Source organism: Streptomyces sp. NPDC002958, from assembly GCF_055563255.1.
On sequence record NZ_JBVHDS010000017.1, the window covers coordinates 113,326 to 127,858 of the forward strand.

At 66.2% G+C, this 14,533-nt stretch carries 11 protein-coding genes and 2 pseudogenes; 10 read left to right on the forward strand and 3 right to left on the reverse strand.

Annotated features, from left to right (window positions below):
* Positions 1-373: 373 nt before the first annotated feature.
* Positions 374-1,156 carry an SAM-dependent methyltransferase gene (locus ACZ3IC_RS25155; RefSeq protein WP_467419438.1) on the forward strand — a complete coding sequence of 261 codons (783 nt, stop codon included), beginning with the start codon at positions 374-376 and terminating at the stop codon, positions 1,154-1,156.
* A 209-nt stretch (positions 1,157-1,365) separates the two neighbouring features.
* The gene (locus ACZ3IC_RS25160; protein ID WP_467419440.1) at positions 1,366-1,548 is read left to right on the forward strand and encodes a PKD domain-containing protein; all 183 of its coding nucleotides are present in this window, start codon (positions 1,366-1,368) and stop codon (positions 1,546-1,548) included.
* A 213-nt stretch (positions 1,549-1,761) separates the two neighbouring features.
* Here ACZ3IC_RS25160 and ACZ3IC_RS25165 read toward each other — a convergent pair whose 3' ends face one another.
* Positions 1,762-2,745 carry a LuxR family transcriptional regulator gene (locus ACZ3IC_RS25165; protein ID WP_467419443.1) on the reverse strand — a complete coding sequence of 328 codons (984 nt, stop codon included), beginning with the start codon at positions 2,743-2,745 and terminating at the stop codon, positions 1,762-1,764.
* A 218-nt stretch (positions 2,746-2,963) separates the two neighbouring features.
* On the opposite strand from ACZ3IC_RS25165, the gene ACZ3IC_RS25170 reads away from it, so the two are divergent.
* The 4 genes from ACZ3IC_RS25170 to ACZ3IC_RS25185 all read left to right on the forward strand — a co-directional run bounded on the left by ACZ3IC_RS25170 (position 2,964) and on the right by ACZ3IC_RS25185 (position 6,192).
* Positions 2,964-4,376 carry an aminopeptidase P family protein gene (locus ACZ3IC_RS25170; protein ID WP_467419483.1) on the forward strand — a complete coding sequence of 471 codons (1,413 nt, stop codon included), beginning with the start codon at positions 2,964-2,966 and terminating at the stop codon, positions 4,374-4,376.
* A gap of 191 nt (positions 4,377-4,567) precedes the next feature.
* A complete protein-coding gene (locus ACZ3IC_RS25175) occupies positions 4,568-4,972 on the forward strand; it encodes a GNAT family N-acetyltransferase (RefSeq protein WP_467419445.1) in 405 nt (134 codons plus the stop codon).
* Positions 4,973-5,277: 305 nt separating this feature from the next.
* Positions 5,278-5,751 carry a carboxymuconolactone decarboxylase family protein gene (locus tag ACZ3IC_RS25180; protein ID WP_467419447.1) on the forward strand — a complete coding sequence of 158 codons (474 nt, stop codon included), beginning with the start codon at positions 5,278-5,280 and terminating at the stop codon, positions 5,749-5,751.
* A gap of 36 nt (positions 5,752-5,787) precedes the next feature.
* Entirely contained in the window at positions 5,788-6,192 is a 405-nt protein-coding gene (locus ACZ3IC_RS25185; RefSeq protein WP_467419450.1) for a hypothetical protein, read from the forward strand.
* 12 nt (positions 6,193-6,204) lie between these two features.
* Here the strand turns inward: ACZ3IC_RS25185 and ACZ3IC_RS25190 are convergent.
* Positions 6,205-6,381: pseudogene (locus ACZ3IC_RS25190) on the reverse strand (IS701 family transposase); the annotation flags it as partial.
* 71 nt (positions 6,382-6,452) lie between these two features.
* Between ACZ3IC_RS25190 and ACZ3IC_RS25195 the strand changes: the two are divergent.
* Together ACZ3IC_RS25195 and ACZ3IC_RS25200 are read left to right on the forward strand one after the other, a co-directional pair.
* The gene (locus ACZ3IC_RS25195; RefSeq protein ID WP_467419452.1) at positions 6,453-7,049 is read left to right on the forward strand and encodes a DinB family protein; all 597 of its coding nucleotides are present in this window, start codon (positions 6,453-6,455) and stop codon (positions 7,047-7,049) included.
* A 381-nt stretch (positions 7,050-7,430) separates the two neighbouring features.
* Positions 7,431-8,726, forward strand: a complete 1,296-nt coding sequence (locus ACZ3IC_RS25200) for a phosphatase PAP2 family protein (protein ID WP_467419455.1) — start codon at positions 7,431-7,433, stop codon at positions 8,724-8,726.
* Between the two features lie 50 nt (positions 8,727-8,776).
* Here the strand turns inward: ACZ3IC_RS25200 and ACZ3IC_RS25205 are convergent.
* Positions 8,777-9,058 (reverse strand): annotated as a pseudogene (locus ACZ3IC_RS25205) (transposase family protein); the annotation flags it as partial.
* Between the two features lie 144 nt (positions 9,059-9,202).
* Here ACZ3IC_RS25205 and ACZ3IC_RS25210 point away from each other — a divergent pair.
* Together ACZ3IC_RS25210 and ACZ3IC_RS25215 are read left to right on the forward strand one after the other, a co-directional pair.
* Positions 9,203-11,245, forward strand: a complete 2,043-nt coding sequence (locus ACZ3IC_RS25210) for a trypsin-like serine peptidase (protein ID WP_467419457.1) — start codon at positions 9,203-9,205, stop codon at positions 11,243-11,245.
* Between the two features lie 1,138 nt (positions 11,246-12,383).
* The gene (locus ACZ3IC_RS25215; protein WP_467419459.1) at positions 12,384-14,330 is read left to right on the forward strand and encodes a DNA/RNA non-specific endonuclease; all 1,947 of its coding nucleotides are present in this window, start codon (positions 12,384-12,386) and stop codon (positions 14,328-14,330) included.
* The last annotated feature ends 203 nt before the right edge of the window (positions 14,331-14,533 follow it).

Here is a 14,533-nt window from a genome sequence, read left to right on the forward strand (position 1 = left end):
GCACCCCGCAGCAGCCTCCAGGTCGGGGCGCACTCGGCCACCTGGTGGGAGGCATGGCGGTGGGCTCGAGAGGCATGGCGGTGGGCTCGATCAGCCACGTCCCCATGTTGAAGGGGTGGAAGTGGACGTCGTGGTGGCTGTGGGCCAGTCCGCGCAGCCGGAGCAGCGCACGCAGCGTCCAGGCGGAGCCCTCAGCCTCGAGCCAGAACGGCACCGCAGCCGATTCCGGCTGCAATTGCTGCTGCGGCGGGGTCGACAGCCGGTCCGGCGGTACGGCTACGCCTCTCCGCCCCAACCTCTGGTCCGTGCGCCGGTGCAAACACAAACGTGGCAGCTGCGTCAGGCGTCAACAACCGTGATAGAAGAGGGCGTTATGAAACACGAGACGTACAACGCAGACCAGTTCCACAGTGCTGTTCCGCACTCAGCCCGCGTCTGGAACTACTGGATTGGTGGCAAGGACCACTACCCAGTGGACCAGGAGCTGGGAGATCAAGTCATCGCGAGCTACCCCCAGACGCGGGACCTCGCCCTGGCGTCACGCGCCTTTCAGGCGCGTGCGGTGCGGTATCTGGCCGAAGCGGGAATAACCCAGTTCCTTGACATCGGGACCGGGCTTCCCGTGCAGAACAGCACCCATGAGGTCGCGCAGAGCGTCGAGCCAAAGGCTCGCATCGTGTACGTCGACAACGACCCGCTGGTACTGGCACATGCCCGCGCCTTGCTGACAAGTGCACCAGAGGGGATGACGGACTACGTGCACGCGGACATGCTGGAAGCCGAGCAGGTACTCCAGGAAGCGGCGCGCACCCTGGACATGACACGACCCTTGGCCGTGATGGTGCTGTCCACACTTGGGCACCTCCAGCCCCAGGCCGGCATCGAGCTCATGCGCCAGTACATGGCCGGCACAGCGGCGGGCAGCTATCTGGTCCTCTGCGACACGGTCGCCACGCCCCAGACGCTCGCCGCGCAGAAGGCCTACGCGGCGGGCGACACTCCGCCATACCTGGTGCGCCAGCCGGAGGAGATCCTCGCGAGCGCCGACGGGATGGAGTTGGTCGAGCCCGGATTCGGGTCGATCACCCTCTGGCGAACGAACGAAGAGGACCTTGAACCGGTCGACCAGTGGGGGTTCGTCGCCCGTAAGGTGTAGAAGTCGGCGACTGCATTGTTTCTCCGTTCGGATCCAGGTAAGTCAATTGGCCCAGGAACCTGCATTCGAGTTCCCTCCGGGCAGCTGTTTGACTCGTTATCACCATGATGTCGGCCGACATGGCCCCCTGCGCGTTCGGCGTTGTTGAGGTTGTTGAGGTTGGTGAGTGACGACCGGTTTTGCCCTGACTGGCCCTGCCTCATCCCTGGATGCGCCGTTGTGCGACCTCTGCATCGGCTGCGGAGTTCTCATGCCTGCGCTACGAGTGGGACTTCGGTGACGGCGAGACTGCGACCACGACGGAACCAGCGATCACCCACACCTACCGCGAGTCCGGCCATCGATCCGTCACCGTCCCTTCACCGACGACGAGGACTGCTCGACCCAGCTGATCCACACGGGCCGGACCGTCAGGTGCAACGCCGGCCCGAGGGCCCGCGCATCTCTGGAGTTCTCGGGGTGATGCAGAGCGCTCCCCCGCTGCCCGCACCACCCGGGGAGCGCCGCCCCCCGTACGCCACAGCGGGCTTCACCGGCGCGCAGGCTTACGGCCGCATGGTGCCGACGCTGCAGGCGAAGAGCGTCATGCAACGCCGGGGAACCGGTCACAACCATCCGCAGCGCTGCGCCTGCAAGGCCATCTGGAAGCGGTTCGCGGCGCCCAGCTGGGCCATCAGGATCTGCAGACGGCGGAACAGCGTGCGGCGACTGATTCCCAACTCGCGGGCGATGACGTCGTCGCCCGCGCCGCCTGCGAGGAGCCACAGCAGGCGGCGGTCTGCGGGTGGCAGACCACCTGGGCGGGTGGTGCGGCCGTGGAACGGCAGGGCGCTCTGCCACGACTGCTCGAACAGTGCCACGAGCGCGGAGAGCAGGCCGCACGGCTGTACGACCAGCATGGTGTTGTGCACGTCGGCCTCTTTGATCGACAACGACACGAGCGCGTACGCCTCGTCGATGATCACGAGTTTGACCGGCACCGACGGCAGCACCCTGGCCTGTTCGCCGGCCTTGATGCAAGGTTCGATGACTTCCTTCAGGTGGCCCGGATGCTCCAGCGACTCCCGCGAATACACGACACGCTGTGTCACACCGCGGGCGAGCGTGGCCAGCGCGTCGTCCGTGGCCCCGGACAAGGGGAAATACGGTGGTGACTCGAACTGCCGGATCTGATCGCGGGCGCTCGCCCAAGCATGACGACACCTGGGGCCGATGGCGTCGCCGGTGACGACCTCGACGAGATTGTCGTTGTACGCGGCGAGCCGCTGTCGTCGGAACGACTCGAACGCGCCCCCGACGGCGATGCGCGACTCCTCGACCTCGGCCGCCCGGTGCCGGGCGAGGATCTCCAGGCCCGCGGTGGGCGGAACCGGGGCCACCACGTCCCCGTCCGCCTCGGCGGCACTGGCCAGACCGGCGTCGACCAGTGCGGCGTACGCCGTGGCGAGTTCCGCATCGCCCAGACCGCCCGCGGTTCCGATCGCACTGAGCGGAGCGGGGGCCAGCTCCAGCAGTGTCAGATAGACCTGGCTCGCCGTGTGATCGATTCCCAGAAGCCGAAGGGCCTCGCCGATTTTCGCGTTCGTCATACTGCGCATTATCGACGGCTCCTGTCGTGCTGTGGCCGATCTGTGCCAGTGGCAGTGTTCGGCACCAAACGCGCGCGGTGCGGGATACCGTCCGGGAACCGTCGGCGACCGGCGGCAGCGAGGGCGCCCGGGCCGCACCGGGAGGGAGCTCCGGCCTGTCCGTAGGGCTCTTTCTGCCCCTTGCCGCTGAGGAACCCATCGAGAAGAAGGTGTATGACGTGGCGAAAGGCCGAAAGAACGGTCTCTACTCAGGGATCTCCGAGGAACTGTCCGCTCTGATGCGGGCGGGGTGGGCGGATACCGAGCGGCACGACCTGCGGCTCGGCGAGCAGGCTCCGTACGCGGCCCGCCGCCGCGACGTGCTCTCCGCCCGCTTCCCCGGCGAACGCCTTGTGATCCCCTCGGGGAATCTCAAGGTCCGTTCGAACGACGACACCTACCCGTTCCGCCCGTACTCGGGCTACGTGCACATGACCGGAGACCAGGCCCGGGACGGCGCGATCGTCCTCGAACCCCGTGCGGACGGCGGCCATGACGCCTACTGCTACCAGCTGCCGCGGGACAGCAGGGACAACAACGAGTTCTGGACCGGTGTCACGGCGGAGCTGTGGATGGGCCGGCGCCGCTCCCTCGCCGAGTCGGAGATCGTGCTCGGCCTGCCCTGCCGCGACGTCCGCACGGCGGCCCGTGACCTGGCCGCCGCCTCCGGTGCGCCGACCCGGATCGTCCGAGGTCTCGACCCGTCTCTCGAGGCCGCCGTCACCACCGAAGAGGAGCGCGACGCCGAACTGGAAGAGGCGCTCAGCGATCTCCGCCTCGTCAAGGACGACTGGGAGATCGCCGAGCTCCGCAAGGCTGTGAACTCCACCGTGCGCGGATTCACCGATGTGATCGGTGAGCTCTCCGGGGCGATCGCGTCGTCCGAGCGGTGGCTCGAGGGCACGTTCTTCCGCCGCGCACGCCTTGAGGGCAACTCCGTGGGCTACGGCTCGATCTGCGCCGCAGGCGAGCACGCCACGATCATGCACTGGACGGACAACGACGGTCCGGTGCGCCCTGGGGACCTGCTCCTGCTCGACGCCGGTGTGGAGACGCACACCCTCTACACCGCCGACGTCACACGCACGCTTCCGATCAGCGGGACCTTTACGCCCTTGCAGCGCAAGGTCTACGACGCGGTGTACGAGGCCCAGGAGGCCGGCATGGCCGCCGTCAAGCCGGGCGCTGCGTACCGCGACTTCCACGAGGCGTCCCAGCGCCATCTGGCGGCCCGGCTGGTCGAGTGGGGCTTCATCGAAGGCCCGGCCGACCGCGCGTACGATCTAGGCCTCCAGCGCCGCTTCACCATGGCGGGCACCGGTCACATGCTCGGTCTGGACGTCCATGACTGCGCGCAGGCCCGGCACGAGGAGTACGTCGACGGCGTACTGGAGCCGGGCATGGTGCTCACCGTCGAGCCCGGCCTGTACTTCCAGCCGGACGATCTCACCGTGCCCGAGGAGTGGCGCGGTATCGGCGTCCGGATCGAGGACGACCTGGTCGTCACCGAGGACGGTCACGAGAACCTGTCTGCGGGCCTGCCGCGGTCGGCGGACGACGTCGAGGAGTGGATGGCCCGGTTCGCGGGTTGAGTGCGCCGGCGGAGCGGTCCGGTGCCGGCCCCCGCTTCGCGGCTCGCTTGAGCCGGATGCGCTGAAAGGCGCACGTCCGGTTGGGGGCCGGGGCCCAGCCATGGGCTCCGGCTACCCGAACACAACTTTCCGTCGCACCGATGCTTGTCCCGTCGAAGATGTGTCGAAGATGATCTGGTTCGGGGCTGCAGATGAAGGCTTGGTTCGAGACATACCCCAACGAAGCGGCGGGGATCGATGAGACGTGGATCCGCGAGCACCGTGGGTCCTCTGTCGCCGCAGAGGGCATTGCCCAGTGGCGAGAGTTCATCGAGGAGGCCGAGCGTCAGCCGGACCTGCTCTTCTGCCGTGTCGTCCGCTCCGGGGCGGAGATCGTCGGGTTCCTTTGTGGCCGCCGCGACGAGATAGTCACCCTCGGACCGATGTACCTGCTCAACGAAGCCCAAGGCCAGGGCATCGGACAAAGGCTGATGGGCGATTTCCTCGCATGGGCAAAGGATGCGCAGATACGCCTCTGGGTGACTGATCACAACGAGAGGGCAATCCGCTTCTACGAGCGCCACGGATTCAAGCTCGCAGGTGAGCGCGAGCTCTGAAGAGGCAAGCTGCCCAATGTGCGCATTGTCCGCGACTCCATGCTGAGCCACAAGATCACCTGAGACGCCGAGCGGATCGGGCCGGTTGTCTGAGATTGAGGCACGGTCGACCGGGGCGCGACGCGATCTCACCGAAGCCCGATGACTGGGTGATCCGTCTCACCGCAGATTGGGTGCGCAGGTCAGCGCGGGAGTCTCTGCCGCAGCGCGAGTGGGGAGAGGCACGTCACATTCGGTCGTGTCACATCACGCCGGACCGTTGCGTCACAGAGGTGTAAGCACCAGCAAAGACACAGGAGTGCACCATGGAAGCTCGGTTGAATTTCTTCGCCAGCCCGGTCGCAGCCAAGGCTATGAAGCACATCGTCTCTGCCGGCAAGGCGCTTGCCGACTCGACGCTGCCGGCCGCGACGCAGGAGTTGGTGAAGATCCGCGCCAGTCAGATCAATGGCTGCGGTTTCTGCACCGACATGCACACCAAGGATGCCGCGCACGCCGGGGAGACCTCGACGCGCATCAACCTGGTCGCGGCCTGGCGGGAGGCCACGGTGTTCACCGATGCCGAGCGTTCAGCCCTGGAGCTGACGGAGCAGGGCACCCGCATCGCGGACGCGGCCGGCGGGGTCACGGACGAGGCCTGGGCGAATGCCGCCAAGCACTACGACGAGGAGCAGCTCGCCGCCCTGGTGTGCGCCATCGCCCTCATCAACGCCTTCAACCGAGTGAACGTCATCGTCCAGCAGCCCGCCGGCGACTACCAGCCCGGCCAGTTCGCATAACCAGGAGTGCCCTCTGTCGACGGTCACGTAATTCACGTGACCGTCGACATCGTCGAGGTGAACGGGTTCGCCCTGACCCGTTCGGTGGCCAGCGGGCCGACGGACCTCGTCTGCTCCACCGACCCCGAAGTCGTTCTGGCCGCCGAGGCCACCGAAGTCTTCGCCAGGCGCCCTGCTGCCGTCACCGACGCCGAAGCCGCCACGGCCGCAACCGTGACAACGCCGGTCTCCGAGCCCGGTTGCCACGGCACTGCCCCGACATCGCGCCGACGACAAGGTAACGTCCGTGCGCTTTTGGGCGCTGCCCCCAGCAGCCGTAGCTGCGGCATGCTCCTCAACCTTGGACGGGACTGCTCAGCCTGCGGTGAGACGGAACAGCAATCACTCGTGTCCTCTGTCAGGGAACCGTGGTCATTGCCATCGGAGGTCGATGAACAGTAGGCCCGTGTCACCGAAGTTTGCGATGGTCCAGCAGTTCTTGCGTGGCAGATCCGACAGCAGTCCGAGCGTCAACTGCCGGACTCGACACCGGGGTTCCACCCGAGCGAACCGACCCGCGATCCGGCCCATCAGGCCCTCGAACGCCTCCTGCCGGCGGGCAGGGTTTACTACCCTGTGGCCCGCGGCCACCGCCTGATCGTTTGTCTTCACACGCCTGTGATCAACGGTGGCCGGACCTGTCGGCGACCCTGGAGCAGCCAATGACCTCGCCCGGCCCCGTGACCCGCGACCTGCTCGAAACATTAGACGACGTACGTTCCAGAACCCTGGCCCGCCTGGACGGCCTCACCGACGCCGAGTACCTCTGGGAGCCCGTTGCCTCATGCATGACGCTTCGGACAGCTGCGGACGGGGTGTTCCGAGCCGACCCGCGGCCCGCGCATGATGTCCTTCCGGCTCCGTTCACGACGATCGCCTGGCGTATCTGGCACATCGGAGCGGACTGCCTGCGCGGCTACGGCCGTTTCTTTGAAAACGAACCCCAAAGCGGCGACCGACATCTCTGGCCGGGCTCGGCGACCGAAGGCGTCCAGATGCTGGCCGACGACTGGTCCCGATTCCGCACCCGCGTCGAGTCCCTCGGCGACGAACGTCTCCTTCAACCCATGGGACCCCGCGCTGGTGCCTACAGCCACGAGAGCTACCTACTCCTGGCGCTTCATGCCCTGGACGAAGCAGCTCACCACGGTGCCGAAGTGGGCGTCCTTCGCGACCTCTACCTTCACATCGTCGTCGCAGAGCAAGCGACGAACCCAGACGAGGCCGACGAGAAGACCGGACGCCCGTCCGCCTCCTGACGAACATCTGGGCCGTCAGATCACGGTCAACGGCTGGAGTGTTCAGAGCCACTCGGTAACCCGTGTCGCCCTCGATGCCCGCCGGTCGTCGAGAGTTTCGTGGTCATTCCCGAGATGCTGGACCAGCGAGCCAGGATCGACTGACCTTCGCACCTCCCGTGACCAGGAATCCATCTGCACCGCTCCGATAACGTGATCGAATTCATGGCGATCGCTTTCGTCGCCCGCGCTTCACCAGAAATTCGTGCTGTCCGGTACGAAGAGTGACCTAATCCATCAACATCTAACAAATCGGCCAAACAATTGATATCTATAGCATCGCGGGTGTTTTCGCGAATAAAGTGCAGAATTACTTTCGCCGCGTGGCGTCAACCACGGGCGATGCTGTGGGCCGCGGTGGCGGTGGCGGCCCTCGGATTCCTCGTCGCGCTGGAGATCGCGGCGCGTCGCTACGGTCTACCGGGGCCGATCGTCACCCAGGTGCAAGAGGTGGTATTCGCCCCCAAATCGGGTTTCCTGTTGTACGCCAGTATGGCGTTGATGATGGTGGTGCTCACCTGGCGGCAACGGTTCATCGCGGCTGGTGTCGCGATCGGCATCGACGTCGCCTTCCTGCTGGTGCGGTGGGCGGCCGACGCCAAGGCAACCGACGGCCATCCCTTCGGCAACGGCGCGTTGTGGGTGATTTTGGGCTATGCGGTCATCGCTATCACACGCCGCACAGGCCGGGAACGTGTCCTGCTGCTGAAGGGCGTCGGGCTGGGCCTGCTGCTGGTGGCCGGCCGCAAGACTGGGGATGCCTGGCTACTCATCACGTCGAAGACCCGCCCGCTGGTGCTCGACCAGTACGTGGCAACCGCCGATCACGCGCTGGGCAACCCGTCGTGGCTGGTAGGGCGGATAGTCACGGCCACCGGCCCGATCGGCGCCCATTTTCTCGACTCCGTCTACACTCAGCTTCCGGTGGCTGCCGTCATCGTCGCGATGTACCAGCTGCGTAACGTGGCGGTCGAGCGCCGCTTCCCGGGCCATCATCTGGTGCGCACCTTCCTGGTCATCGGCCTCCTCGGGCCCGGCATCTACATGATCTTCCCGGTGGTCGGACCGATCTTCGCCTACGGCGCCGACGGCGGACACTGGGCGGTGGCCAACCTGTGGCCGGACACGCCGCCGCCGGTCAATGTCCCGCATCAGATGCCATTCGACGAGATCACCCCACGCAACTGCATGCCCAGCCTGCATACAGCGTGGGCTACCGCGATCTTCATTCATTCCCGCAAGGGCCCACTGATTCTAAAATTCGCAGGCGCGTTCTGGCTGGTTGCTACGCTCGGCGCAACGCTGGGCTTCGGCTACCACTACGGCGCGGATATTGTTGCCGGCGTGGTATTTACGCTCACGATCGAGGCAGCTCTGCGCTCGCTCGAACGTGGCTGGGTCCGGTCAGGAATCCAGCTAGTAACCTACGGTGCAACGGTCTTCGCTGCGCTCTTGGTGTCATATCGCTATCTGCCGATGGAGATGGCCGAATATCCGTGGGTGTTTGGACCACTTCTCATTCTGGCGATGACCTCAGTGGTTTACGGCTACGTACGGACCACCGAACTGTGGGAACCGGAGGCCGCACCAGCGCGGCAACCGGAACCGCAACCCGAACTGAGAGTTGTCCGTAGATGATCTCCGGTGAGGTGAAAGGGCGGGCGTCCGCCGTGAAGGCGGTTCGCCCGCCCAGTGATCACGAGGTTGTGTAGGCGAGCGATGCCGCACATGGCGTGGTGGACGCCGTCGCCTTTGAGGCGACAGTCGCGGAGAATCTTCCAGGTCTTCATGGGGGTGAAGGCGTGCTCGACGCGGACGCGAACCTGTTTGTGCGAGCGATCGTGTTCCTGCTGCCAGCCAAGGAGTTTCTCGCCGACCCTTCGGCGGTGCGGCATCACGAGTCCGCTGTCGGGGTAACCGCCGTCCGCGACCGTCATGGTCTTGCCGACGGCGGCCACGGCCCCGGATTCCCTCTCCATCAAACCCGGGGCGGTTCAGGCCGACGGCCGGTCACCTCGAACACCGATGGCACCGCTTCCGGTTGCGCGGCAGGCTCGACCGTGTGCCTGCTGGAAGGTGAGGACATTCCGAGCGGCAGGGGTGGTGAGTGCGCCATGGAAGTGATGGGCGGCGTACGGGCGGAGCGAGAGAAGCAGGCCGCGGCCGCGGCCGAACGGTATCGCAGGACGAGTGCGGAGCGGCACAGCATCCAGCGGGAGCAAGATGCCGGAGTGAAGTACCCGGACTCGCCGGAGGCGATCGCCGCCCGGGCCGCACGCCTCCTCGACCGGCTCGGAGTGCCGGCCGCGGCGGTGGTGGAGAGCATCCGGGCGGAGCCGCTGGCGGCGCCCGCGGCGTACGAACGCATCATCGGCCTCTCCTCCGAGCTCCAGGCATGGAGCTTCCTGCCGCGCGGTGCGCGGGCGGCACGCACCGTCGCCCGGATCTCGGCGCGCGAGAACGGGCGCGAGCTGCCGCTCGGCACCGGCTTCCTGGTGTCCCCGCGCCTGCTCATGACCAACCACCATGTGCTGCCGGACGAGACATCCGTCGAGCCGTGCTTCGTCGAGTTCGACGCCCAGGTCACCATCGACAACACCCCGGGTGCACCGGTCCGGGCCGATTTCGATCCCGCCAACTTCTTCGTTGCGAACGAGCAGCTCGACTTCGCTCTCGTTACCCTGCGGCCCCTCGGCAGCCGGTCGCCGGGAGACGTGTTCGGGTGGAACAAGCTCAGCGTTCAGCCCGGCAAACTGGTCATCGGCGAACCGGTGAACGTCATCGGCCATCCCATGGGCCGCCTCAAGGAAATCGCTGTCCGCGACAACGGACTTCAGGTGCGCCTGGACGACTTCATCCACTACATGACCGACACCGAGCCCGGCAATTCCGGCTCACCGGTCTTCAACGACCAGTGGGAAGTGGTGGCACTTCACCACAGCGGTGTGCCGGAGAAGGACGACCAGGGCCGTACGCTGCGCAAGGACGGGCAGGTCTGGAGCGAGGGCGACGGTGACGACGCCGTTCACTGGGTGTCCAACGAAGGCGTACGCATCAGCTCCATCCTCAAACACCTCGCGTCATTGCCCCTCGATCCCGCGCGAGGCGCGGTCCTGGCCGAGATGGGTCCGGACTCCGGTCTCCAGGAGGCGGTGGCGGTCGCACAACCGACCGCACGCCCGTCAGCAACTTCCGCACCCGTCGTCGCGGCGCCGGTGCCCGCCCGCGAAACAGCCGTGGCCCCCACCGGCCTCAGAGCCAGGACGGGCGCCTTCGGCGGCCGTCGGCACCTGGTCTTCCTGCACGGCAGGAGCCAGCAGAGCAAGGACCCCGAGGTGCTCCGTCGAGGGTGGTCCGCAGGGCTCAACCATGGGCTCACGCGCGCCGGTATCACCCCTATCGACCCGGCGGACGTGTGGTTCCCGTTCTATGCAAAAAGGCTCATCGAGGCCATCGAGCAGCGAGAAGCCGTCCCACGCTCCTTCGAGGAGATCGCGGCCGCACCGACCGCGGAGGCATGCGCGCCCGCCGGTCCTGCCCGGGGCATGTACGAGCAGCTGCTGGCCGAGGCGGCGCAAAAGACAGGGATGCCCCCGGAGGAGCAGCTCGCCACCGAACGCTTGGGCGGCGCCGCCGTCGGGGCATTGCAAGGTCAGCTGAGCTGGCTGGCCGCCAGGACCGACCTGGACGAGTGGGCCGTCGCCACGATCTTCCGGGACGTTGCCGCGTATCTCGACGATCCGGGCGTCCGGGACGCGGTCCTCGACGACGTGCTCGCCTCGGTGCCGACGTCGGGCACGCTCGTCCTCGTCACCCACAGCCTCGGCACCGTGGTCGGCATGGACCTCGTCCAACGGCTCGCGCCGGAACTCGACTTGGCCCTCCTCGTCACCGTGGGCAGTCCCCTCGGACTGGACGCTGTGTACAGTCGCCTGCTCGCCGGAGGTCCGAAGCGCCCCGAGAGGGTGAACCACTGGCTCAACGCCTGGTGCCCGACCGACGCGGTCGCAATCGGATGTCCGCTCAAGGACAGCTGGAAGGGCGAACTGACGGAGCTGGCAGTCGCCAACGCACGCGACCGGGCGCACAACCCCGAGGAGTACCTGTCCCACGCGGAGGTGGCCGACGAGATCGGACGCACCATCAACCAGACGTGAGAAATCCACCGAATACTTTCCTGGGAGACCCCGATGAGCCGAGTCATCAGGCATCCTGAGGGACGGTTCCGACCGCCACCCGAGCCACGCCCGATGCACGGGAAGCGCCTCTTGTCCCGGATGTGTGCCTATTGGCTCCGAACGTGACGGATGTGGCGAGTCCGGAGGGAAACCGGTAGTTGCCGCTATGAGATTTGTGGTTCGGGTTGCGCTCGTTTGGCGGGGGCGTACTCGGCAACGATCCGCAGCTTGTACTCCGCGGAGAACGTCCGCCGCTTCGGGCGGGGCGCCGGATCCGATCCGGAGCTACGGGGTGTACTCCTGTCTCGCCCTTTCAGCCTAATACTCCGGTGCGGTTTCGTGATCTATCCAGCAAATTCGTCGGCGGATCGTCGTCGGTAGTGGCTGTGTCGGGCTGTTGCCTGGTGGCGTCTGCGCCAGATTGACCAGTGCAGCAGCTTGGCAGCGGTCACGGCCGACGGGCTGAAGACGAGGGTGAACAGGTGGCGGATCTCCGGGACGGTCAGGGAGATCGGTTCGCTGTCGGGAGCCGGGTGGTGCGGACCGGTTGACCTCGAGCCTCGTCGCCCCGGTCTTTGGCCACGAGCTTCCAGTCGCCTTCCATTAGCGTCCAGCTCGCCAACAGCTCTCCCGGCGCCCAGTCCTGTCGCACACCCGCCCCTTGTTGTTGACCTCGGGGCATTCACCCGGGCGGCCCAAGGAGGCGCTCCGGCGCCGGGAAACGGCAGAGAAGCGAACCCCGGAACCTACTGGCGGGTTACTTGTTCCCCGGTGTCCGGGCCACGGCCTGCTTTGCGTGCTGCATCCCCCAGTGGCAGCGGCTTGATTGCCACGGTTCAAAAGGATCTCGCCACGTGGCTGCGGGCTACTCACCCTGGGTGAAGGTGCGCCGGTACTCGCTTGGTGTTGTGCCGATGATCCGCTGAAAGTGCACAGCGTGCGCCGGAACTGCCGGGTGTGGGGCCATGCCCCTGCGGCGCGCCGCTCGCCGGAGCGCAGGTCCCGGATGGCCGCATCTCTTGCCTCGTCGACGCGGACCATCCCGAGCGTGGCATGTGCCACCACCCTGGTTGCGGTTCGTGATTGATTCGCTACTTTTAGTGAATGTGGATCATGTGTGCGACTTCCCCGGGGTCCGCTGCCGGCGGCTTCGTCCCAGATCCCCTCGTACGACCTCCACCTCCTGTACGTCTTCGTGAAGGGACCGTTGATGACCGCCAAGAAGAGGGCCGCCACGTCAAAGTCCACGCCAAGGCAGAACAAGACGATTGACTCCCTGCGGCAGTTCATCCGGACCAAGGGGTCCAGCTATCTGACGGACCCGAACATCACCAGCATCGGGATCGGCCACCGCGTCAAGGACGGGGAGCGGACCGAGGAACTCACGCTCCAGTTCACCGTGGGCACGAAGGCGAAACCGGAGCAACTGGAAGCCCTGGGCACCACCCCGATCCCGAAGGTCATCACGGTGGACGGGAAGCAGGTGCCGACCGACGTCATCCAGCGCAGCTACACGGTGCAGTTTCAGGTGGTGCCTGAGGCGACGAGACCGGACCGTAAACGGCGCCTGGACCCGATTGAGCCCGGTGCGAGTGTGGGTAACGCCAAGCTGCCGGGGGCGGGCACGATCGGCTGCATCGTCTACGACAAGAACGACGGCACCCCCTACGTGCTGAGCAACTGGCACGTGCTGCACAGTCGGCACGGAGAGCTGGGCGATTCGATTGCGCAGCCCGGCCGGCACGACGACAACCGGGTCACCCAAAACCGGCTGGGTGTTCTCAAGCGCTCTCACCTGGGTATGGCCGGCGACTGCGCTGTCGCCACGATTGAGGACCGGGGCTTCATCGACAAGATCCTTGAGCTCGGTATTGCGCCTGCGGAGCTGGGGGAGCCGGAACTGGGTGACAAGGTCGTCAAGAGTGGCCGCACCACAGGCGTCACTCACGGCATCGTCCGCCGCATCGAGACCCTGGCCCAGATCAACTACGGCGGCACGGTCGGGTTGCAGAACATCGGCTGCTTCGAGATCGAGCCCGACCCGGACAATCGTCCCGTCGGCGGTGAGGTCAGCCAGCCCGGTGACTCCGGCGCGGTGTGGGTGTTCGATGGCCGACCGGACGTTATGGCGGGCTTGCACTTCGGTGGCGAGAGCGAGTTCAGCCGCGACGAGCACGCTCTGGCCTGTCTGCCGCGGTCAGTCTTCGAGAAGCTCGACATCAGCCTGAACCAACCGTCCGTCGAGGAAGCCGACCTCATCCAGGGATACAATCCCGACTTCCTCGGCTCCCGGATCGCCACCCCGCGCTTGAGCGCCGGAGTGAAGGAGGACGCAGTCAAGCTCGGCGACACCGACATCGTTCCCTACACGCACTTTTCCCTCGCCCTCAATGGCGAGCGGGGCTTCGCCTTCTGGGTGGCCTGGAACATCGACGGCACCTCGATGAAGAAGCTGCCGCGCCGCGGGATCAAGTTCGTCAAGGACTCCCGCCTGCCCGACGACGTTCAGATCGGCAACGAGCTCTACGAGGACAATCCGCTCGACCGCGGACACCTGGCCCGACGCGCCGACCTGCTGTGGGGTTCACTGGTGGAGGCGGAGAAGGCCAACAAGGACTCCTTCTTTTACACCAACATCACCCCCCAGATGGAGGACTTCAACCAGTCCAGCAAGGATGGCTTGTGGGGACGGCTCGAAGACGCCCTCTTCGCTGACGTCGACGTCGACGACCTCAAGGTCAGCGCCTTTGCCGGACCCGTCTTTCAGGCCGACGACCGCATCTACCGTGATGTGCAGATCCCCCGCGAGTACTGGAAAGTCCTCACCTTCGTCGAGCAAGGACAACTCAAGGCCAAAGCCTTCGTCCTGACCCAGAACCTCAACCAGCTCGAAGCCCTCGAACTCGACGAGTTCCACGTCTTCCAAGTCACCCTCAATGAGGTAGAGAGCCGCTGCGGATTCCGCTTTCCCGCTGCCCTGCGCAACGCCGACACGCTCACCGTTCCCGAATCACTCACCGACCGCACACCCCTGGAAGACCTGGCCGACATCGACTGGCACTAACCTCGACCTTGCATGACGGTCCGTCGGCTCTTCCGTCGGGCCGTTTCGCTGTGGTGGGTTGGTCGTGGGAATGCTGGGGGCCCGGCTGTCGCGTCTTGCCCGGATCATGCACTGCCCGCGTCCTGCGCCACGGCGCCAACGCCGCCGATATCGCCGTATCCGGGCCGCTCTTGCGGACCGTCTCCACCAACAACACGGCCGCG